This window comes from Promicromonospora noduliphila (assembly GCF_056951025.1).
In genome coordinates this window covers 264,488-286,201 of sequence record NZ_CM167806.1, presented here as the reverse complement: position 1 = coordinate 286,201, position 21,714 = coordinate 264,488, and the positions used below count along the sequence as shown (strand labels likewise).

The 21,714-nt window shown below is 73.0% G+C and carries 14 protein-coding genes and 2 pseudogenes; 7 read left to right on the top strand and 9 right to left on the bottom strand.

Annotated elements, in window-relative coordinates; translation table 11 throughout:
- Positions 1 to 94: 94 nt before the first annotated feature.
- The 4 genes and pseudogenes from AC0QU1_RS01185 to AC0QU1_RS01170 form a co-directional block, all read right to left on the bottom strand.
- On the bottom strand, positions 95 to 1,876 hold the full coding sequence (locus tag AC0QU1_RS01185; RefSeq protein ID WP_483576606.1) for a dipeptide ABC transporter ATP-binding protein: 1,782 nt from the start codon (positions 1,874 to 1,876) through the stop codon (positions 95 to 97).
- A 258-nt stretch (positions 1,877 to 2,134) separates the two neighbouring features.
- Positions 2,135 to 2,734, bottom strand: a pseudogene (locus AC0QU1_RS01180) (ABC transporter permease); the annotation flags it as partial.
- A 278-nt stretch (positions 2,735 to 3,012) separates the two neighbouring features.
- Positions 3,013 to 3,960, bottom strand: coding sequence for an ABC transporter permease (locus AC0QU1_RS01175; protein WP_483573836.1), 948 nt, complete (start codon positions 3,958 to 3,960; stop codon positions 3,013 to 3,015).
- A 23-nt stretch (positions 3,961 to 3,983) separates the two neighbouring features.
- Positions 3,984 to 5,504: an ABC transporter substrate-binding protein gene (locus AC0QU1_RS01170; protein ID WP_483573835.1), complete on the bottom strand. Its 1,521-nt coding sequence runs from the start codon at positions 5,502 to 5,504 to the stop codon at positions 3,984 to 3,986.
- A gap of 37 nt (positions 5,505 to 5,541) precedes the next feature.
- Between AC0QU1_RS01170 and AC0QU1_RS01165 the strand changes: the two genes are divergently transcribed.
- Both AC0QU1_RS01165 and AC0QU1_RS01160 read left to right on the top strand, forming a co-directional pair.
- The gene (locus tag AC0QU1_RS01165; protein WP_483573834.1) at positions 5,542 to 6,381 is read left to right on the top strand and encodes an exodeoxyribonuclease III; all 840 of its coding nucleotides are present in this window, start codon (positions 5,542 to 5,544) and stop codon (positions 6,379 to 6,381) included.
- A gap of 145 nt (positions 6,382 to 6,526) precedes the next feature.
- Entirely contained in the window at positions 6,527 to 8,686 is a 2,160-nt protein-coding gene (locus tag AC0QU1_RS01160) for a septum formation family protein (protein WP_483573833.1), read from the top strand.
- On the opposite strand, the gene AC0QU1_RS01155 is transcribed toward AC0QU1_RS01160, so the two are convergent.
- Both AC0QU1_RS01155 and clpB read right to left on the bottom strand, forming a co-directional pair.
- Positions 8,664 to 9,686 (bottom strand): ArsR/SmtB family transcription factor, encoded by a 1,023-nt coding sequence (locus tag AC0QU1_RS01155; protein WP_483573832.1) that lies wholly within the window; start codon positions 9,684 to 9,686, stop codon positions 8,664 to 8,666. The genes AC0QU1_RS01160 and AC0QU1_RS01155 overlap by 23 nt on opposite strands.
- Positions 9,687 to 9,986: 300 nt before the next feature.
- Positions 9,987 to 12,596 (bottom strand): ATP-dependent chaperone ClpB, encoded by a 2,610-nt coding sequence (gene clpB, locus AC0QU1_RS01150; protein WP_483573831.1) that lies wholly within the window; start codon positions 12,594 to 12,596, stop codon positions 9,987 to 9,989.
- A 119-nt stretch (positions 12,597 to 12,715) separates the two neighbouring features.
- Here clpB and cpt point away from each other — a divergent pair.
- The 3 genes and pseudogenes from cpt to AC0QU1_RS01135 all read left to right on the top strand — a co-directional run bounded on the left by cpt (position 12,716) and on the right by AC0QU1_RS01135 (position 15,826).
- Positions 12,716 to 13,272 (top strand): annotated as a pseudogene (gene cpt / locus AC0QU1_RS01145) (chloramphenicol phosphotransferase CPT).
- Complete coding sequence (locus AC0QU1_RS01140; RefSeq protein ID WP_483573830.1) at positions 13,256 to 14,056, top strand: sulfite exporter TauE/SafE family protein; 801 nt, start codon at positions 13,256 to 13,258, stop codon at positions 14,054 to 14,056. Before cpt ends, AC0QU1_RS01140 begins: the two are co-directional and overlap by 17 nt.
- A 699-nt stretch (positions 14,057 to 14,755) precedes the next feature.
- The gene (locus AC0QU1_RS01135) at positions 14,756 to 15,826 is read left to right on the top strand and encodes an IS110 family RNA-guided transposase (RefSeq protein ID WP_483569918.1); all 1,071 of its coding nucleotides are present in this window, start codon (positions 14,756 to 14,758) and stop codon (positions 15,824 to 15,826) included.
- A 17-nt stretch (positions 15,827 to 15,843) separates the two neighbouring features.
- Here the strand turns inward: AC0QU1_RS01135 and AC0QU1_RS01130 are convergent, their stop codons facing one another.
- Genes AC0QU1_RS01130 through AC0QU1_RS01120 form a run of 3 tightly spaced genes read right to left on the bottom strand, consistent with a single transcriptional unit; the run spans position 15,844 to position 19,972 of the window.
- Entirely contained in the window at positions 15,844 to 17,274 is a 1,431-nt protein-coding gene (locus tag AC0QU1_RS01130; protein ID WP_483573829.1) for a carboxyl transferase domain-containing protein, read from the bottom strand.
- Complete coding sequence (locus tag AC0QU1_RS01125) at positions 17,271 to 18,644, bottom strand: CaiB/BaiF CoA transferase family protein (RefSeq protein WP_483573828.1); 1,374 nt, start codon at positions 18,642 to 18,644, stop codon at positions 17,271 to 17,273. The genes AC0QU1_RS01130 and AC0QU1_RS01125 overlap by 4 nt, the downstream gene beginning before the upstream one ends.
- A 5-nt stretch (positions 18,645 to 18,649) precedes the next feature.
- Positions 18,650 to 19,972 (bottom strand): SLC13 family permease, encoded by a 1,323-nt coding sequence (locus AC0QU1_RS01120; protein ID WP_483573827.1) that lies wholly within the window; start codon positions 19,970 to 19,972, stop codon positions 18,650 to 18,652.
- A 107-nt stretch (positions 19,973 to 20,079) separates the two neighbouring features.
- Between AC0QU1_RS01120 and AC0QU1_RS01115 the strand changes: the two genes are divergently transcribed.
- On the top strand, positions 20,080 to 20,829 hold the full coding sequence (locus AC0QU1_RS01115) for a FadR/GntR family transcriptional regulator (RefSeq protein WP_483573826.1): 750 nt from the start codon (positions 20,080 to 20,082) through the stop codon (positions 20,827 to 20,829).
- Positions 20,826 to 21,587: a sulfite exporter TauE/SafE family protein gene (locus AC0QU1_RS01110; protein WP_483573825.1), complete on the top strand. Its 762-nt coding sequence runs from the start codon at positions 20,826 to 20,828 to the stop codon at positions 21,585 to 21,587. The genes AC0QU1_RS01115 and AC0QU1_RS01110 overlap by 4 nt, the downstream gene beginning before the upstream one ends.
- The last annotated feature ends 127 nt before the right edge of the window (positions 21,588 to 21,714 follow it).

The following is a 21,714-nucleotide window of genomic DNA, read 5'->3' as shown; positions in this document are numbered from 1 at the left end:
TCGTGAGGAAGCCGGCGGCAAGTGCCGCCGCACGTGCCCCGACGAACAGGCGAGGAGAAGGGTTGGGGACGACGGCGGGGGGCGTCTTCCCTGCTCAGCGCACCAGCACCGGGGTCGCCTCGCGGAGGCGGCGGGTGTACTCGTGCTGCGGGTCGTCGTAGACCCGGTCGGTCGGACCCTGCTCCACGATCAGGCCGTCGTGCATCACCGCGACGTGGTCGCAGACGTGCCGCACGACGCCCAGGTCGTGCGACACCAGCAGCAGCGTCAGGGCGTACTCGTCGGTGAGCCGCGCGAGCAGGTCCAGCACCTGCCGCCGCACGGAGACGTCGAGCGCGCTGACCGGCTCGTCGGCCACGAGGATGCGCGGCCGGCACACCAGGGACCGCGCGATCGCTATGCGCTGCCGCTGCCCGCCCGAGAACTGGTGCGGGTACCGGTCGGCCGCGTCGAGCGGCAGGCCGACGGCGTCCAGCATCTCGCGCACGGCCTCGCGCCGGGCGGCCGCCTCGGGGCCGCGGCGAAGACCCGCGAGGCGCGGACGCCTTGTGGGATGAACCGACCCGTCCTCCCGGACGTTCGCCGGGTTGAGGAGTGGCTCCGCCACGATGTCCCCCACGGTCATCCGCGGGTCGAGCGAGCCGTACGGATCCTGGAACACGACCTGCAGGGCGGCGCGCAGATCACCCAGCCCGCGCGACGGCGTCGGCCCGCCCGGCCCTGCACCACGTGCGCCGCCCGCGCCAAGCGATCCGTTGGCACCACGCTGGCTGCCCGCGCCGTCGGTGCCGCCCTGCGCCGCGTCCTGCCCCACGCCCGGGCTCAGGTCCACGCCCGCGCTCATGACACGGCCCGACGTGGCCCGGTCGAGCCCGGCGACGATGCGCAGCAGCGTCGACTTGCCCGACCCGGACTCGCCGACGATCCCGAACCGCTGCCCCTCCCGGACCTCCAGGGAGACGCCCCGCAACGCATTCACCACCTCCCCCCGCCCCCGATAGCGGCGGGCCACTCCCTCCACCCGGATGACGACCCGGTCACCCTGGCCGTCGACCATGCGGTTGCTGCGCGATACGGCGCCCGATCCCGCAGCAACCGCATGGTCAACAGCCTCGGGCACCATCGGAGGCAGGGTCGACGCCGCCAGGAGGCGGCTTGTGTAGGGGTGGCTCGGGGCGGTGAAGACCTCGGCGACCGGGCCCTCCTCGACCACCGCGCCGTCGAGCAGGACCACCACGCGCTCGCACACCTGGGAGACCACGGCCAGGTCGTGGGTGATGAACAGCAGCCCGGCGCCCCGGTCGCGGACGAGCCGCACCATGAGGTCGAGCACCTGGCGCTGGACGGTGACGTCGAGGGCGGTCGTCGGCTCGTCCGCCACGAGGACGGCGGGGTCGTTGGCCAGCGCCATCGCGAGCACCACCCGCTGCCGCTGCCCGCCGGACAGCTCGTGCGGGTACCGGCGGGCGGCCCCGTCGGGCAGGCCGACCTCGGCCAGCAGCTCCGCCGCCCGTCGGCGGGCCGCCCGGCGCGTCGCCCCGTGCACCGTCATCGTCTCGGCCACCTGGCGGCCCACACGCATCAGCGGGTTCAGGGCGGTCATCGGCTCCTGGAACACCATCGAGATCTCCCGGCCGCGCAGCCGGGCCAGCGCCCGCTCGCCCCGGTCCAGGAGGTTGCCGGGCACCCCGGCGAGGCCGACGTGTCCGGTGGCCGCGACGCCGTCAGGCAGCAGGCCGAGCGCCGCGAGCGCGGTCATGGTCTTACCCGAACCGGACTCGCCGATCAGGCCGACGCGCTCGCCCGCGGCGAGGCGCAGCGAGACGTCGGACAGGAGCGCGCGGCCGCCGTCCGTGCGGACGGTGAGGTTCCGCACGTCGAGCGCGGACGGCGATGTGCCGGCGGACGGCGGGGCCGTGGCGGACGGCGGGGCCGTGGCGGACGGCGGGGACGGCTCGGCCGGCTCGGCGGCGGCACCGGGCTCAGCGGCGGAACCAGGCCCGTCAACAGAGCCGAGCCCACCAGCAGAGCCAAGCCCGCCAACAGAACCAGACCCAGCAGAACCGGACGCCCCCGAACCGGTCCCAGCAGAACCCGTCTCCGTAGCACCCCCGGCCGCCGCGAGCCGCGGGTCAAAAACATCACGCAACCCGTCGCCCAGCAGGTTGAACCCGAGCACCGCGACCGCCACCGCAACCCCGGGTGCGACCGCAAGGTGGTCGGCGACGCCGAGGAACTGCTGCGAGTCCTGCAGCATGCGGCCCCACGACGGCGTCGGCGGGGGTGTGCCCAGGCCCAGGAAGGACAGCCCGGCCTCGGCGAGCACGGCGATCGCGAAGTTCACGGAGCACTGCACCAGCACCGTGCCCGCGATGTTGGGCAGCACGTGGCGCACGGCTATCGCGAGCTCCCCGCGGTTCGCGGCCCGGGCGGCGAGCACGTAGTCGGACCGCATCACCTGCAGCGTGCCGCTGCGGGCCACCCGCGCGAAGGCGGGGATCGAGCCGATGCCGAGCGCGACCATCGCCGTCACCGTGCCCGCGCCGTAGACAGCACCCAGCACGATCGCGAGCAGCAGGCCCGGGAACGCGAGCAGGATGTCACTGCCCCGCATCAGGAACGCGCCCAGCCGCCCGCCGCGCATCCCGGCGAGCACACCGAGCGGCACGCCCGCCACCGCTGCGATACCGACCGCCACCACCCCCACCAGCAGCGTGATCTGGGCACCGGCCATGACCTGCGAGAACACGTCGCGGCCGAACCGGTCGGTGCCGAACCAGTGCTCCGCTCCCGGCGGCAGGAGGCGCTCGGCGCCCGCGTGCTCCGGGTCGTAGGGCGTCCAGACGAGCGAGACCAGGGCCGTGACCACGACCAGCCCCACGAGCACGGCCCCGAGCACGAGCTGCGGGTGCACACCGGGCCGACGGCGGTCCGCGGCGCCCGCCCCAAGGTCCGGCACCGGCTGCGCGCCATCCCCTCCAACGGCGGCCCCGCCCACCAAACCCTGACCGGTCACGACGCCCTCCTCAGCCGCGGGTCCAGCAGCGTGTAGGCGAGGTCGACCAGGAAGTTCAGCAGCACCACGAGCACGACCAGCACCGCGACGATCGACTGCACGGCGAGCAGGTCGCGGTTGCCCACCGAGTCCAGCAGCAGGCTGCCCAGCCCCGGCACGGCGAACACCCGCTCGATCACCACGGCGCCGATCAGCATGGACGCGATCTGCACGCCCACCACCGTCACGATCGGCACGCCGGCGTTGCGCAGCCCGTGCCGCACCAGCGCGGCCGTGAAGGTGAGGCCCTTGGCGCGGGCGGTGCGCAGGAAGTCCTCGCGCATGATCTCCAGCACGGCGCTGCGCACGTACCGCGTGATGATCGCCGCCTGCACGGAGCCCAGCGCGACCGCCGGCAGCAGCACGTGCCGCCAGAACTCCGCGAGCCCGTCCACGGGCGCCGTCCAGCCGCCGGACGGCAGCCAGCCCAGCCGCACCGCGAACAGCGACACGAGCAGCACGCCCACCAGGAAGTTCGGCACGGCCACCCCCACCTGGCTCACCGCGGACAGAGCCACACCGCCCGCGTTCCGGTGCCAGACGGCGGCCAGCGTGCCCACCGGCACCGCCACCAGCAGGGCGATCAGCATGCCGAGCAGCACGAGGATGCCCGTGACCTGCACGCGGTCCGCGACCAGGGGCGTGAGCTCCTGCGACGTCACGTAGCTCGTGCCGAGGTCACCGGTGAGCAGCCCGCCCACCCACTCCAGGTACTGCACGAGCAGCGGCCCGTCCGTCCCGTGCTCGGCCCGCCAGGCCGCGAGCGCCTCGGGGGAGGCCTCGATCCCGAGGGCGACGACGGCGGGGTCGCCGGGCAGCACCCGCAGCAGCACGAAGATCGCCGCCGTCGCGACGAGGAGCGTGGCGACGAGCTGCGCGACATACGAGGCGAGGTGTCTGGCCACGGGGTCTCCGGCGTCGCGCCCGGTCAGCTGTCGGACCAGCGCAGGCCGGTGAGGTCCATCGACTCCGTGGTGGCGTTGGCGGCGATGCCCTCGAGCCCGGCGTCGGCCACCACCGTGTTGGGGAAGAGGAACAGCGGGTAGCTCGCGGCGTCGTCCACGATCATCCGGGCGACCTCCTGCATGCCGGCGACGTACTGGTCGGGGCTGCCCTGGTCGGCCTCCTCCGCGACCTCGGCGACCCGCGGGTTGTCGTAGCCGATGTAGTAGTCGGGATCGCCGAAGATGGTCAGCATGTCCCTGGCCTCGGTGTGGAGGATCACGGACATCTGGTAGTCGTGCTCGGTGAACACCTTGTCCAGCCAGACGGCGGGGAACTCGGCCGGGACGATCGTCGCGTCGATGCCGACGTCCGCGAGCTGGGACACTACCACCTGGGCGACGGCCTCCGCGTAGGGGCGGGTCGGCACGTCGAACGTGATGCTCAGGTCCTCCGCGCTCGCCTCGGCCAGCAGCTCGCGCGCCCGGTCCGGGTCGTACGGGTAGGCGTCGGTCAGGTCCTCGTAGTAGGGGTCGGTGGGCGGCACCATCGAGCCGATCAGCTCGCCGTGCCCGGCCCAGGCCGTGTCGAGCACCGCCTGGCGGTCGATCGCGTACATGACGGCGCGGCGCACCCGCAGGTCGTCGAAGGGCGGCGCGGCGTTGTTCAGCGCCAGCAGCACCTCACCGGTCGACGTGCCGTCCAGCACCCGCAGGTCGTCGTCCTGCTCGAGGCTGGGCAGCAGGTCGGGCGCCTGGAGGTTGTACGCCAGGTCGATGTCGCCCGCGCGGACGGCGTTGGCCTGGGCGTTCGCGTCCGCGAAGTAGCGCACGGTGACGTCGGAGATGGCGGGCGCCTCGCCCCAGTAGTCGTCGCGGGCGGCGAGCGTGATGTGGTCGCCGGTGACGACCTCCTCGACCGTGTAGGGCCCGGTGCCGACCGCCTCGGTGGCCAGGTCGGCGGTCAGGTCGTCGGGGAACATGGCGCCGACGGACGTGCCCATGTCGAACAGCCACGAGTTGCTCGGGTGCCGCAGCGTCACGGCCACCTCGGTGTCGCTGACGGCCTCCGCGCTCTCGACCACGTCCATCTTCGACTTGAGGCTCAGCGTCCAGTCGTCCTGGACGCGCCCGATCGACGCCACGACGTCGTCAGCGGTGAAGGGCGAGCCGTCGGAGAACGTCACGCCGTCGTGCAGCGTGAAGGTGTACACGGTGCGGTCCCCGTTGATCTCCCAGGACTCGGCGAGCTGCGGCTGCACCTCGCCCTCCTGGTCGATGGTCACCAGGCCCTCGTACACGTTGTTCATCAGGAGCTGCGGGATGGCCGAGCCCGACGTCGTCGTGAAGTCGAGGTTGGTCGGCTCCCCGGTCAGCCCGACGACGACGTCCGTGCGCGCCCCTGCCGTGCCCACGTCGGACGTGCTCCCGGCGGAGCACGCCGCGAGCACCCCGGCGGTGAGGACGACGGCGGTGCCGACGGCGAAGCGCCTGGTGAGGATCTGCACGAGGCCAGGGTAGTCGGGGTGACCATAGGCTGAGCCTGTGCGCCTCGTCACCTGGAACGTGAACTCGATCCGCACGCGGCTGGACCGTGTGCTCGCCTTTCTCGACCGGTCCCAGGCCGACGTCCTGGCGATCCAGGAGACCAAGTGTCGCGACGACCAGTTCCCGACGGCGGCCTTCGCGGCCGCCGGGTACGAGGTGGCCCACTTCGGCCTGTCGCAGTGGAACGGCGTGGCGATCGCGTCCCGCGTGGGCCTCGCCGACGTCGCCACCCACTTCCCCGGCCAGCCCGGCTTCGCGAAGGCGCTCGACGACGGCCCGGAGACGCTGCTCGACGTCGACCCGCCGATCGAGGCGCGGGCCATCGGCGCGACCTGTGGCGGCGTCCGCGTGTGGAGCCTGTACGTGCCGCACGGACGCGCGCTGGGCGACCCGCACTACACCTACAAGCTCGCCTGGCTGGACGCCCTGCGTACGGCGGCGGAGACCTGGGCAGCGCCCACGGACGGCGCTGGCACCGGCGACGCCGTCGCGCTCATGGGCGACTGGAACGTGATCCCGCTGGACACCGACGTGTACGACCCTGCGGACTTCGCGGGCAAGACGCACGTCTCCCCGCCGGAGCGCGCGGCCTTCGACGCGTTCGGCGAGGCCGGGTATACCGAGCTGACCCGCAAGTTCATCTCCGAGGAGCACACCTACACCTACTGGGACTACCAGCAGCTCGCGTTCCCGCGGAACAAGGGGCTGCGCATCGACTTCTGCTGGGCCTCGCCCGCGCTCACGGACCGCGCGGCGGGCGCCGTGATCGACCGGGACGAGCGCAAGGGCAAGGGCGCCTCCGACCACGTCCCCGTGATCGTCGACCTGACCGACTGAACCGGCCGGCGTCCGGGCCTCCAGCGCGCAGGTTCCATTCCAGATGGGGAAATCGGCGGGTGAAATTGTCCACAAATCGAGTGCACTCGAAACGGGCGCCTTCCCGGTGGCAAGGTCGTTGCCGAATGTCGGTAAGTTAACCTGCATGACGTCGACGCCCGACCAGAACCCGGCCGCCACCGAAGTCGCCGAGGACTCTGCCGAGGATCCTGCCGCGAAGACGTCCGCGGCCGAGGCGGTGCCGGATCCGGCACCCGGCGGCCCTGTTGGCGAGGACGACGGCGAGGCGGGCGCGGAGGCGTCCGGGCAGGCCGGTGACGTTCCGGGCGCCGAGGAGGCGCCGGACGCCGACGATGTTCCCGAGAGCGACGCCGCTCCCGAGAGCGGGGGCAGTGCCGGGAGCGGAGGCGGTCCTGGGGCCGGAGAGCCCGTGAGCGAGGCCGCCGACTCGGCTGCCGAGGCGCCTGCAGCGGGCGTGCCCGCTGCGCAGACGCCGGACGCAGAGGCGACGGACGCGACGGCGACGGATTCGATCGAGGACGACGGGCCGACGACGATCTCGTCCGCTCCGGAGCCCGAGGCGGACGCTGCCACGGCGGCCAGCGCCGACGAGGTCAACGAGGTCGACACCGGCACGGTGTCTGCTTCGGCTCCGACCGGGACCACTCAGCCCGACTCCGGAGCCGCGACTGCTGAGGAGCCCGCCGCGGACGCGGCGTCTGCGACGGCGGCGTCCCCGACGGCCGCCGGACGGCCAGGGACAGCACCCGGGCGCCCCGGCCGTTCGAAGCGTCACGAGGCGCCCACAGAAGAGATCGCGATCGTCCCGCCGGCCGTGCGACCTGCGCCCCCTGCCTCAACACCTGGTCCGGCAGCACCCGCTCCGGCAGCACCCGCTCCGGCAGCACCCGCTGGACCGGCGACGCCCACCACTCCGACCACGCCTGCCACTCCAACGATGCCTACCGAACCGGCGAGCACCGCCCGGCCAGCGGACACCGTGGAACCCACGCCCGCGCGGTCCGGGGAGACCAACGCAGCCGGCCAACCCGAGTCACCGGCGGACGCGAGCAGCGACGACCAGCCCGCACCGCCAGCAGGTGCGGGTACGAGCGAGCCGCCCGCGGCGACGCCGTCGGGCAGCGGAGCGTCTTCAGGCGGCGGAGCGTCTTCGAGCATCGACGACATGCTCGACTTCAAGGCCCTGTCCTTCGCGGCGATCTCCGCGGCGCACAAGAAGGCGCTGGGGCCGCGGACCGTCGCGAGCGAGGCCAAGCAGCCCGAGGAGCAGGAGACTCCGGGAGCGGAGACTCCGGGAGCGGAGGCCACGCCGCAGGGCACCGAGCCCCAGGGCACCGAGCCGCAGCAGACCGAGGACGCCGCCTCCCTCGCGAACGCGTCGGCGACGACCGCACCCGAGACCGACGCACCGACGAGCGCATCCGCAACGGACACCTCAGCGACAACGGCTTCGCCCGCGGACGCACCCGCCGGCCGGGCACCCGCCGAGGGCGCGAACTCCACCGGAGCACCGGCCGCGGACATCCCCACCGCGTCGCCCGAGCTGTTCGCGTCCCCCACGACCCGCACCCAGCCGGATCCGACCCCGCCGAACCCGTTCCCCACGCCCGCGGCGCCCACGCAGCACCGGCCGGGAGCGCCGGAGCAGGCCCAGCCGTCCGCGCCGCAGCCCCCGCCGTCGCCGTTCCCGGCCGCACGCGGCGGCACGGCCCACACGTTCCCCGCCGTCCACGACTACGCGCCGGAGGCCGCCTACGCCGGCTGGCGCCCGCCCACCCCGGCCGACGAGACCGCCAAGCGGCGCCGGTTCGCCCTGGTCGGCGGGGCGGTCCTGGCCGTGGTCGCGGTGGTCGCGATCGTCGCCGTCGTCGTGAACGTGGCCAACCGGCAGCAGTGGGAGCCGATCGACGCGATGATCGCCGAGCCGCGGGACGTGCACCCGCTGCAGCTCGTGCTCGGGTCGTGCGTGGAGAGCGTGCCGCCGGACGGCGAGATCTCCGCGGTGCGCGCCGTCCCCTGCGACGCCCCGCACACCGCGCAGGTCGTGGGCCGCACCGACTTCGCCGACGCCGCCGTCTGGCCGGGCCGCGACGCCGTCGACGAGCGGATCGCGCAGGTCTGCGGCACCAAGCAGCTCGGCCCGACCGCGCGCACCAGCCCGGTCGTCAACACCGTGAGCTACGTGGTCTGGGGCCCCAGCGAGGACTCGTGGGCCGACGGCGACCGCGTCGGCCTGTGCCTGGCGACCACGCCGGAACCGATCACGCAGGATCTGCTGCAGTAACCGTCAGCGTGGCCGGCGCCCACCCGCCGCGGCCGTCCAGCAGGCTCCGGCCCAGCGGGGTGAGCGCGTGGATCACGGTGTTGCGCTCGCGTCCGCTCGCGATGAGCCCGGCGTTGCGCAGCACCGTCGCGTGCTCGGAGGCCGACGCCGGCGAGATCGCCAGCCGCTGCGCCAGCTCGCTGGTCGTCGCCCCGGTGCCGAGCGTGCGCAGCACGGCGGCCCGCGTGCGGCCGAGGAGGGCCGTGAGGGGGCGGCCGCCGTCGGCCCGTCCCTCGACGTCCCGGTCGGCCGAGGCCTGCTCGTGGCTGATCGGGTAGAGCAGCACCGGCGGTAGCTCCGGATCAGCCAGCGAGATGGGGGCGCGGGTGCAGAAGTACGACGGGACGATCAGCAGGCCGCGGCCGGCCAGGTCGACGTCCCGTTCGGCGGCCGTCGAGACCGACAGCACGGGGTGCTCCCACTGGATCGCGGGGTGCAGGGTGCGCAGCGCGTGCTCGGTGCCGCCCTCCACCCAGGCGCGGGTGCGCGCCGCCCGGTCGAGGTCGACGGCGGCCCGGATCCCGCTCCAGTACGGCCCGATCGCGTGCTCGTAGTACGCGCTCATCGAGGCGCCGAGCCCGCGCAGGGCGGGGGCCGAGCCGTTGGCGAGGTCGCGCATCCAGCTGTGCGGCGGCTGGCCGTGCCGCAGCCGCGAGATGTCGCGGCTGAGCTGGTTCCTGGACGTGGACAGCACGGCGTCGAGCCCCGTCTCGAAGTCGTCGGCACCGGTGACGGGGGTCAGGAAGTCCGGCGAGTAGCCGCGCGGCGGCGTCAGCCGCAGCAGCATCCGGGCCGCGGGCGGCAGCCCGGACAGCACCCGCTCACGCCAGGCCCCGAACAGCAGCGGGCCCGAGGGCTGGTTCACCACGTGAGCGCTGAGCAACACCTCCCACATGGGGTCCGGACCCGCCGCGATGCGGACCCGGGCTAGATCATCCGAAGTGAAGTGGAACCGCAGCACCGGGCCCTCCTTGACCGTCTGCCTCTCCCCGTGGCCCCGTCGGCTCGCCCCCCGCGCGCCACACGACCGTGCCGAGCGGTGCGCGGCACGCCGCGCACAGATTCACCCGCACACACAGAGGGACGTGCGGGGTTTCCAGTTATGAACGAACTGGCGGTCACCTTCACAACACCATCACATGCGGGCATTCCCGCAGGTACCCGACCGCGACGTCACCCCGTCGACCGAGCATCGCAGGGCCGGGAGCGTCCCGCGTCGGCCGCTCGACGTAGGCAGGCCTACGTCGAGCGGAGTACCCCGCTACGCGGTCAGCACCTTCCGGACGAGGGACAGCCCGTCGCCGTCCGCCCGGTCCACCACCACGGTGTCGCCGTCGGACACGTCACCCGCGAGCAGCAGCCGGGCGAGGCGGTCGCCGATCTCGCGCTGCACCAGGCGGCGCAGCGGCCGGGCGCCGTACGCGGGGTCGAAGCCCTCCAGGGCGAGCCACTCGCGGGCCGCCGGGGTGACGTCGAGCGTGATGCGCCGGTCCCCCAGCCGCTCCGCGAACGCGTCCACCTGCAGGTCCACGATGCTGCCGAGCTCGTCGAGCGTCAGCGCGTCGAAGATCACCACGTCGTCGAGCCGGTTGAGGAACTCCGGCTTGAACGCGGCCCGCACGGCCGTCATCACCGACTCGCGCCGCTCCTCGTCCGACAGCAGCGGTTCCACGAGGAACTGCGAGCCGAGGTTGGAGGTCAGCACCAGGATCGTGTTGCGGAAGTCGACGGTGCGGCCCTGACCGTCGGTGAGGCGGCCGTCGTCGAGCACCTGGAGCAGGATGTCGAAGACCTCCGGGTGCGCCTTCTCCACCTCGTCCAGCAGCACCACCGAGTAGGGCCGACGGCGGACGGCTTCGGTGAGCTGGCCGCCCTCCTCGTACCCGACGTACCCCGGGGGCGCGCCGACGAGCCGGGACACCGAGTGCTTCTCCCCGTACTCGGACATGTCGATGCGGACCATGGCGCGCTCGTCGTCGAACAGGAAGTCCGCGAGCGCCTTGGCCAGCTCGGTCTTGCCCACGCCCGTGGGGCCGAGGAACAGGAACGAGCCGGTGGGCCGGTCGGGGTCGGAGACGCCCGCCCGGGTGCGCCGCACGGCGTCGGACACCGCAGCCACGGCCGCCTTCTGCCCGATGAGGCGCCGCCCGAGGACCTCCTCCATGTGCAGCAGCTTCTCGGACTCGCCCTGCAGCAGCCGCCCTGCGGGGATGCCGGTCCACGCGGCCACGACCTCGGCGATCTCGTCCGCGCCGACCTTGTCCGCGATCATCGGCTGGTCCGGGGACGGCAGGCTCTCGACCTCCGACTCCTCCTGCTCTGCCGTGGCCAGCTCCTTCTCGACCACCGGGATCTCGCCGTACTGGATGCGCGCGGCGCCCTCCAGGTCGCCCTCGCGGAGCTTGCGCTCGGCGTCGGTGCGCAGCTCGTCGAGGCGCGCCCGCAGGTCGCCCACGCGGTTGTGCCCGGCCTTCTCGGACTCCCAGCGCGCGGTGAGCGCGGCCAGGGCCTCGCGGCGGTCCGCCAGGTCGGCCCGGAGGCGCTCCAGCCGGTCCTTGGACGCGGCGTCCGCGGACTCGGACAGCACGACCTCCTCCATCTCCAGGCGCGTGACGGCGCGCTGCAACTCGTCGATCTCGATCGGGGACGAGTCGAGCTCCATGCGCAGCCGCGAGGCGGCCTCGTCCACCAGGTCGATCGCCTTGTCGGGGAGCTGCCGGCCGGAGATGTACCGGTCGGAGAGAGACGCGGCGGCCACGAGCGCCGAGTCAGCGATCGTCACCTTGTGGTGCGCCTCGTAGCGCTCCTTGAGCCCGCGCAGGATCGCCACCGTGTCCTCGACCGACGGCTCGCCCACGAAGACCTGCTGGAACCGGCGCTCCAGCGCGGGGTCCTTCTCGATGTGCTCGCGGTACTCGTCGAGCGTGGTGGCGCCCACCATGCGCAGCTCACCCCTGGCGAGCATGGGCTTGAGCATGTTGCCCGCGTCCATGGCGCCGTCGCCGCCGGCACCCGCGCCGACGACGGTGTGCAGCTCGTCGATGAAGGTGACCACCTCGCCGTCCGACGCCGTGATCTCCTCCAGGACCGCCTTGAGGCGCTCCTCGAACTCACCGCGGTACTTCGCGCCGGCCACCATGCTCGCCAGGTCGAGCGCCACGAGGCGCTTGCCCTTGAGCGACTCGGGCACGTCACCCGCGACGACGCGCTGGGCCAGCCCCTCGACCACGGCGGTCTTGCCGACACCCGGCTCACCGATGAGCACCGGGTTGTTCTTGGTGCGGCGGCTCAGCACCTGGATCACGCGGCGGATCTCCGAGTCGCGGCCGATCACCGGGTCGAGCTTGCCGTCACGGGCGCGCTGCGTCAGGTCGGTGCCGTACTGCTCCAAAGCCTTGTACGTGCCCTCGGGGTTGGGGCTGGTGACCCGGCCGGAGCCCCGGACGGCGGGCAGCGCTGCGCGCAGCGCGTCGGCGGTCGCACCCGCGTCGACGAGGATCTGGGCAGCGGGCGACTGGCCCGCCGCGATGGCGACGAGCAAGTGCTCCGTCGAGACGTACTCGTCGCCGAGGCCCTGTGCCTCCTTCGCCGCCAGGTCCAGGACGGTGGCCGTCGCGCGGCTCGCGCTCGGCTGCGCCGTGCTCGCCCCGCTGGCCTGGGGGAGCGCGACCAGCGCCGCGCGCACCCGCTGGCCGATGGCCTGCGCGTTCGCCCCGACCGCGTCGAGCAGCCCGACGGCCACGCCGCGCTCCTGCTGCAGCAACGAGGCGAGCAGGTGCACCGGCTCGAGCTGCGGGTTGCCTGCGGCCGACGCCGACTGGATCGCGTCGCCGATCGCCTGCTGCGACATGGTCGTGAACTTGGTGTCCATGAAGCCCCTCCGAGAGCGCTGAAGTCTGCACGGGATGAAACCGCCGCAAAGTTGAGCCTATTCCGCTCAACTTGGAATATCACTGTAGCGCGCCTCACCGACACTCGTACCGTTACCGCATGAACACCCAGGTCATCGTTCTCAACGGCGGTTCGAGCTCCGGGAAGTCCGCGATCGCGCGCGGCCTGCAGGCCGTCCTCCCCGACGCCTGGCTCTCGCTCAGCGTCGACACCCTCGTCGACGCCATGCCCGCCCGCCTGACTCCGGCGGCGACGGGATCGGGTTCGCGGACGACGGCGGCGTCGACGTCGGCCCCGAGTTCATGGCGCTGCAGGACGCGTGGATCACCGGGCTGGTCGCCATGGCGCGCGCCGGTGCGCACATCGTGGTCGACGACGTGTTCCTCGGCGGCGCGGGATCGCAGCGACGCTGGCTGGACGCCCTGGGCGACGTGCCGACGCTCTGGGTGGGTGTGCACTGCGGTGCGGCGGTCGCCGAGGAGCGCGAGGCCGCCCGCGGCGACCGGGTAGCCGGCATGGCCGCCAAGCAGGCCGACGTCGTCCACGAGGGCGTGGCCTACGACCTGGAGGTCGACACCACGTTCACCGAGTCGATGGACTGTGCGCGGACCATCGCCGCACACCTGAGATCATCGCGGGGTGACCGCGCAGACTGACGACTCCCTGACCCCTTCCCGCTCCGTCCTCGTCGGGATCGTCGGTGGCACCTTCTCCGGGCTGTTCGGCCTCGGCGGCGGCATCGTGATGGTGCCGCTCCTGACCTCGCTCGGCGGCCTGACCCAGCGCCGTGCCAGCGCGTACTCGCTGGCCGCGATCCTCCCGGCGGCGATCGTCGGCTCGATCCCGTACCTGATGCACGACGCCGTCGACCTGATCGCCGCCGGCCTGCTGGTCGTGGGCTCGGTGATCGGTGCGGTGGTCGGTGCGCGGCTGCTCGCCCGGGTCCCGGAGGCGCTGCTGCGCTGGCTGTTCGTCGGAGTGCTGCTCGCGGGGATCGTGCGGTCCCTGCTGGACGGGTTCGGGGAGCCGCCGGAGGTGGACACCGCGGAAGGTCTGCCCAGCCTGCTGGACGGCGCGGGGATGGTCGGGCTCGGGCTCGTCATGGGTGTGGCGTCCGGCCTGCTGGGCATCGGCGGCGGGCAGCTCGCGGTGCCCGGCCTGTCCGCCCTGTTCGACTTCGCGCCCGCGCTCGCCAAGGGCACGTCGCTGGTCGCGATGATCCCTACCGCGATCTCCGGGACCTGGGTCAACGCCCGCAACCGGCTGGTCCACCTGAAGACCGCCGCGATCATCGGCCTGGTGGCGTCGGGCTTCTCGTTCGGCGGGGCCAGCCTGTCGGTGGTGATGCCCGACCGGGTCGCCTCGATCGCGTTCGCCGCGCTGCTCGTCTTCGCGCTGGTCCAACAGGTCCGCAAGGCCCTGGAGAAGCAGCGGCACTAGAGCCGAACCACGCTCACGACGTCGGCAGTTGGCTGAGCCGCGCTCGCCCAGGTCGGCAGTCCACTAAGCCCCGTTCGCTCAGGTCGGCAGTTGGCATCGAGATCGGTCCAGCGCTGGGCCGATCTCGATGCCAACTGCCGACCTGGGCGGAGGGGACATAGCAGGGTGCCGACGTCGAGCCGCACGGCTGACCAGCCCCCAGCGGACGCCAGCCCCTGTGGTGGCCCGAACGAGGATCGGCAGGCTAGCCGTCTGGTCGAGATCATCGCCGGTGCACCGCTCGGCCCGCTCACCACGGCAGACCGCCGAGAGCTGCTCCGCCTCCTGAGCAAGGCGCTCCCCCGGCAAGAGGCCGCGACCAAGCGCCCCCCGATCTGACGGCACGGATGATCGGTAAAAGGTCAGGTGATCGGCAGCTCGGAATGCCGATGACCTGACTGTGAGGATCGCTTTCGCAGCCTGATGGTGCTGGGCTGTGGGCTGGTGGCTGTGCGTGTGACTCTTCAACTGACTGGCTTCGTGCCCTGAAAAGGACTTGTCCACGCATGGCTGCCGGCCCCGGCCCGGTCGGAGCAGCTGGCCTGATCAGGAGCTTGACCGCCCGGCGTTAGCGGCGCCGGGCGTGTCCCATCACAGTCCTGCCGTGTTCTCCGCCCCGGACCGGAACCCTCGCGTCCCGTCCCAGGCAGGAGAGAACGCATGACCAGTCTTACCGATCTACGTCAAGCCGTCGACGTCGTGATCGGCGTCGACACCCACGTGGACACGCACACCGCCGCCGTCATGGACACCCGCACCGGCCGCGTCCTGGCCGAGCTGGCCGTCCAGACCACCTCGACCGGCTACGCCCGGCTGGTCGAGCTGGCCGACCAGCACAGCGTTCTGCGAGCGTGGGCGATCGAGGGCACCGGCGGCCACGGCGCGGGCCTGGCCCGGGTCCTGGCCGACCGTGGTGAGGTCGTCGTCGAGCTCGACCGCCCCCAGCGGCCCGCCCGCCGCAACGGCGCCAAGTCCGACCCGCTGGACGCAGCCCGCGCCGCCCGAGAGGCCTTGTCCCGGACCCGACTCGGGACCCCGCGTTCTGGCGGGGACCGGCAGGCCCTGTCGGTCCTGCTGGCCGCCCGCCGCTCCGCCGTCGAAGCATCCACTAACGCCCAACGGCAGGTGTTCAGCCTGGTCATCGCCGCTCCCGAGCAGATCCGCGACAAGTTCCGCGGGATGAAGGTCCCGCAGATGCTCACCACCGCCGCCGCTCTGCGCGTCCACTCGTCCTGGGACGTCGAGACCCGCACCACCGTGACCGTGCTGCGGTCCCTGGCCCGCCGCGCCCAGACCCTGACCACCGAGGCCGACCAGCACGCCCAAGCGATCCTGGCCCTGGTCCGTGCCTGGCGGCCGGACCTGCTGGACCTGCCCGGCGTCGGACCGATCACCGCCGCGGTGGTCCTGTGCGCCTGGTCCCACCCGGGCCGCGTCTACTCCGAGGCCGCGTTCGCGATGCTCGCCGGAGCCGCACCGATCCCTGCCAACAGCGGGCACGTGACCACCCGCTACCGCCTGAACCGATACGGCGACCGGCAGCTCAACCGCGCCCTGCACACCATCGCCGTCTCACAGACCCGATACCACCAAACCACCCGCAACTACGTCACCCGCCGCACCAGCGAGGGCAAGACACCCCGCGAGATCAAACGCTGCCTCAAGCGCTACATCGCCCGCGACCTCTACCGCCGCCTCGAACACGCCCCCTCACAGCTTGACCAACCATAGGAGCGTCCTTTTACCGATCATCCGGCCGCGCGCATCTCCCGCAGTACCGCCGCGCACTCCGCCGCCACCGCCACCGCTACGTCACGCGCGGTATCGCCGGTGTACTCCGGGACCACGCGCTGTACCGCGCCCTCCGCGAGCAGGTCGACGGCCCGGATGTGCTGGGCTTCCGCCAGCTGCGCCGCGTGCGCGGTGTCCCCGTGCACGATGACGCTCGCCCCCTCGGGCGGCAGCGGCGACAGCCAGGCGTGCTCGGCGGCGATCACCACTCGCGCCGGGAGCAGCGCGAGCGCCCCGCCGCCGCAGCCCTGGCCGAGGATCACCGACAGCGTCGGCACGGTCATCCGGGTGAGCGCGGCCATGCAGCGCGCGATCTCACCGGCCACCGCACCCTCCTCGGCGTCCTGCGACAGTTCGGCCCCCGGCGTGTCGATCACCGCAACCAGGGGCAGCCGCAGTTCCTCCGCGAGCCCCATCGCGCGGCGCGCCACGCGCAGCGCCGCCGGCCCCATCGGCGTCCGGTCCGACTGGCGCGTCCGGTCCTGGCCGACCACCACGCACGGCTGCCCGTCCAACCTGGTCAACGCCACGAGCATCGACTCGTCCCGCTCGCCCTCGTCCGTCCCGGACAGCCGCACCGTCCCCGACGCCCCGTACCGCAGCAGGTCCCGCACCCCCACCCGGCCGTCGGCCCGGGTCCGCAGCACGGAGTCCCAGGCGGACGTCGTCCCGGACGGCTCGCCTTCGCGCCGGGGCAGGGCCGACGGCGTCGGCGGGTCCACGAGCACCGCGAGCGCCCGCTCCACCAGCGCCGGCAGGTTCTCCGGGGCGACGACGCCGTCGAGCACACCCTTGGCGGCGAGGTTCTCGGCGGACTGGACGCCGTCGGGCAAGGGCTTGCCGGTCAGGGCCTCGACCACGCGCGGGCCGAGGAAACCGATGAGCGCCCCCGGTTCGGCGACGGTGAGGTGCGCGAGCGAGCCCCACGAGGCGTAGACGCCGCCGGTCGTGGGGTGCCGCAGGTACACGAGGTAGGGCAGCCCGGCGCCGCGGTGCGCCATGACGGCGCGCGAGATCTCGACCATCCGGAGGAATGCCGGCGTGCCCTCCTGCATCCGCGTGCCGCCTGAGGCCGTCGTCGCCAGGACGGGCAGGCGTTCCGCCGTCGCGCGCCGGACGGCGGCGGTGATCCGCTGGGCCGCCGCACGGCCGATCGAGCCGCCGAGGAACCGGAACTCGTTGACGACGACCACCACGGGGCGCCCCCGCACGCGGCCCCGCCCGGTGAGCACGGACTCGTCGGTGCCCGCCTTCTCCGCGGCAGCCGCCAGCACCTCCCGGTAGCCGGCCGGGTGCCCGGAGGTGTCGACCGGCTCGTCCCAGGACTCGAAGCTGCCCGCATCGAGGACCAGGTCGAGCAGCTCGCGCGCCGTCCAGCGGCGGGTCATCGGCCCGGGTCCGTCCCGGGACGGGCCGCGCCAGTCCCAGGACGGGCTGCGTCCGGCCCGGCCGTGCCCGCGTCCGTCCCCGGCGCGGCCGCGCTCGCACCCGTCGCACGTCCGTCGGTCCCGGGCGCACCCGCCACCGGCGCATCGGCCCCCGGCGCACCCGTCGCGGAGGAATCCGCCTCGGGCGCGCCCCTCTCCGACCGCTCCGCGTCCAGCCACGCCCGGATCCGTTCGGCGTGCTCGTCCAGCACCGGCGGCGCCCGGTGGTCGCGCCGGGTGACCTCCGCGCCGTCGGCGGCGAAGAACCGGAGCGGCGGGCCGGGCAGCGTGACCGTGCCGAGGCTCGTGTGGTTCACGTCCACGAGCAGGCCCTGGCTGACCGTCTGCTCCCAGGCGTACACCTCGTCGAGGGTCCGCACCCGGCCCGCCGGGATGCCGGCGTCGGCGAGCCGGGTCAGCAGGACATTGGCGTCGAGCAGGCCGAACGCGTCCTCGACCGCCGCGATGACCCGCTCACGGTGGGCGACCCGCTGGGCGTTGCTCTGCATGCCTTCCGCTTCGGCGTCGAGCCCGAAGGCGAGGCAGAACCGCTGCCACAGCGCCTCGGACCCGACGGCGATCTGGACTGCGCCGTCACGGCAGCGGAACAGACCGTACGGCGCGATGGAAGGGTGGTGGTTGCCCTGCGCGTGCCCCACCTCCCCCGCGACCGTCCACCGGGTGCCCTGGAACGCGTGCACCCCGGCGACGGCGGCCAGCAGCGACGTCCGTACGACCTGCCCGACGCCGGTGGTGTGCCGCTCGTGCAGCGCCGCGAGCACGCCGTACGCGCCGTAGATCCCGGCGAGCAGGTCGCCGATCGGCACCCCGACGCGCTGCGGGTCGTCCGGACCGGAACCCGTCAGGGACATGAGCCCTGCCTCGCCCTGGGCGATCTGGTCGTACCCGGCGCGGCCACCCTCCGGGCCGTCGTGCCCGAACCCCGTGATCGACAGCACCACCAGGCGCGGGTTGCGCTCCAGCAGCGTGTCGACGCCGAGGCCGAGCCGGTCCAGCACTCCCGGCCGGAAGTTCTCCACGAGTACGTCGGCGCGGTCGACGAGGTCGAGCAGGGTCGCGCGGTCGCCGTCGGCCTTGAGGTCGAGCGCTATCGACTCCTTGTTGCGGTTCGCCGACAGGAAGTACGTCGACTCGCGCGCGCCCTCCTCGCCGACGAACGGCGGGCCCCAGCCACGCGTGTCGTCACCTCGCCCTGGCACCTCCACCTTGACGACGCGCGCGCCCAGGTCGCCCAGCATCATCGTGGCGTGCGGCCCGGCCAGCGCCCGGGACAGGTCGACGACGACGACGTCGTCCAGGGGTCCGGTCATCGCGGTCACCAGCCCGGCAGCACGAGGATGCCCCAGACCAGCAGCGGCCCGGCGAGGGTGACGATGATGGCGTAGTTGAGGATCTGCCGGTAGTAGGTCTGCTCTGGAATGGTGTCCGGGCGGTTGGCCAGCATCAGGGCTCCGTTCGTGGAGAAGGGGCTGACGTCGACGATGGTCGACGAGACCGCCAGGGCGGCGGCCATGGCCCAGGCGCTCACGCCGCCACCGGCGATGAGCGGTACGGCGATGGGGATGATCACCGGCAGCAGCGCCGTCGACGACGCGAACGCCGAGACGATGCCGCCGACGTAGCACAGGACCAGCGCGCCGATGGCGGCGATGCCGAGGCCGGCGGCCCAGGTGCCGATGTACTCGGGCGCCCCCGCCTCGGTGAGGATGGTCGCGTAGGTGCTCACGCCGGCCACCAGCAGCACGGTGGGCCACGCGATCTGCTTGACGGCGTCCTTGTGCTGGTGCGGGGACAGCATCGCCAGGGCGACCGCCGCGGTGATCGAGACGAAGCCGATGTTCTGGTCGAACGCGAGCGCGGTCGTCGCGACCGCGGCGAAGGCGACCAGGGTGAGCACGTGGTCGCGGCGCACGCCGAGCCCGCGCGTGGTGGTCGAGACGCCGGCGCCCTGGCCGCTGACCGTGACCGAGGTGCCGCCCGTGTGCAGGTCGTCGACGAGGTGGTCGGACGCGTCGGCGGGGTCGACCCGCTCGTGCATGAGCCTGCGCCCGCCGAGCGCGAGGAACAGGATCACGGCCATCGCCGTGTTGATGGCGAGCGACGCGATGAAGACGCCGAGCTCGGTGCCCTCGTAGCCGACGTCGGCCATGACCGAGTTGGTGATGGTGCCGTAGATGCTGATCGGGGAGAACCCGCCGCCCTGGGCGCCGTGCACCACGAACATGCCCATCATGAGCGGGTTGATGTTGTAGCGGCGGGCGAACCCGAGCGCGACCGGGCCGATGATGGCGCAGGCCGCGGGGCTGGCCGCGCCGATGGCGGTGAGCAGCGCGGTCACGGCGAACATGACCCAGGGGATGAGCGCCACCCGGCCCCCGACCGCCTGGACGGCCTTGGACACGATGAGGTCGACCGTGCCGTTGTTCTTGGCTATGGAGAACAGGTAGGTGACACCGATGAGGGTGAGCACGAGGTCGGCGCTGATGCCGCCGAGCACCTCTTTCTCATCCATCTGCAGGGCGAAGACGCCGACGAACCAGGCCGCGACATAGGCGAGCGCGCCCATGTTGATCGGCAGCACCGTCCCGGCCACGAACAACGCGACGAGCGCGATGATCGCGATCCACTCAGGACCCATGACAACTCCTCTTCCCATCGTGGCGATCACCTTTGACCGACGCGGCACGATGGATCAGTGGCCTAGCCAATAAGCCAATGCCTGTTCTGTCAAGTAGTCTGTGGCTCGTGACCCCACAGGCTCCCGCCGAACTGCCGAACCGGTTGGCCCGCACCCGCCTCTACGAGCAGGTCGCCGAACAGATCACCGGCTGGATCCGGCAGAACGGGCTCACGGCAGGGGACCGGCTGCCGCCCGAGCGTGAGCTCACCGCCCGCCTCGGCGTGAGCCGCGCGACCCTCAGCCAGGCCCTCGTCGCGCTGGAGGTGGTCGGCGTCGTCGTGGTGCGGCACGGCGACGGCACGGTGCTCACCGGCAAGCACAGCGAGAGCCGCATCGTCGAGGCCATCCGCGCGCACTCTGACCGGCTGCCCGAGATCATCGACATCCGCGACGCGCTGGAGACCAAGATCGCCGCGCTCGCCGCGCAGCGCCGCACGGATGCGGACCTCGCCGCGATCGACGCCGCCCTCGACGCGATGGAGGCGGCGATCGACGGCGGGGACCGCGGCGTCGACGCCGACGAGCAGTTCCACGCCGCGGTGACCGCCGCCGCGCACTCGGACCTCCTGGCGCAGACCATGCGGGAGATCGCGAGCCTGATCCGGGAGAGCCGGATCGAGTCGCTCTCGCAGCCCGGCCGGCCACGCAACTCCCTGGCCGGGCACCGCGCGATCACGGACGCGATCCGGGCGCGCGACCCCGAGGCGGCCGCGGCGGCGATGCACGCGCACGTCGAGATGGTGAGCGACGTCGCGCTGCTGCGGGACCAGGGCCGCGACCAGGGCCAGGACCGCGAGCGGGGCCAGGACCGATGACCGGCTGGGAGCAGCTCGCCGTCCTGGGCGCCGGGCTCGGCGCGGGGATCCTCTCCTCGACGGTCGGCGTCGCATCGCTGCTGAGCTTCCCGGTGCTGCTCACCGTCGGGCTACCGCCCGTCGTCGCGAACGCGTCGAACACGGCGGGCCTCGTGGCCGCGGGGGTGAGCGGCTCGTTCGGCTACCGCCGGGAGCTGCGCGAGCACCCGCGCGTCACGGGCGTCGTGCTCGTGACCTGCGCGATCGGGTCGGTGGCCGGGGCGGTCCTGCTGCTGGCGCTCCCGCCGGGTGTGTTCGAGGCGGTGGTGCCGTGGCTGATCCTGATCTCCTGCCTGCTGGTCGGCGCACAGCCGTGGATCAGCAGGTGGCTGCGCCGCACCCGTGACGAGCCGACCCGGCTGCGCCACCACATGTCCCCGGCGACCGTCGTCTTCTCGGTGCTGACCGGCGCGTACGGCGGCTACTTCGGGGCCGGGGCCGGGGTCATGATGGCCGCGGTGCTGGGGCTCGGCACCGACCTACCGGTGCACGTCGTGAACGCACTGCGGACCGTGTCGCTGCTCGCCGCGAATGTCGTGGCGACCGTCATCTTCGTGTTCGTCGCCGACGTCGACTGGCTGGCGATCGGACTGCTCGCCGCCGGGTCGATCGTGGGCGGATACGTCGGGGCGCGGGTGGGCCGCAGGATGCCGCCGACGGTGTTCCGAGTCCTGGTGGTCATCGCGGGCGTGGTCACCGCCGTCGTCATGCTGTTCTGAACACGCCGAACCGAAACCTACTGGTCGGTCTGGCCGCCGAACCGAAACCTACCGGTGAGTCTGACCGCCGAACCGAAACTTCCTGGTGCGTCTGGCCGCCGAACCGCAGCGGACACGTCGATCCGCG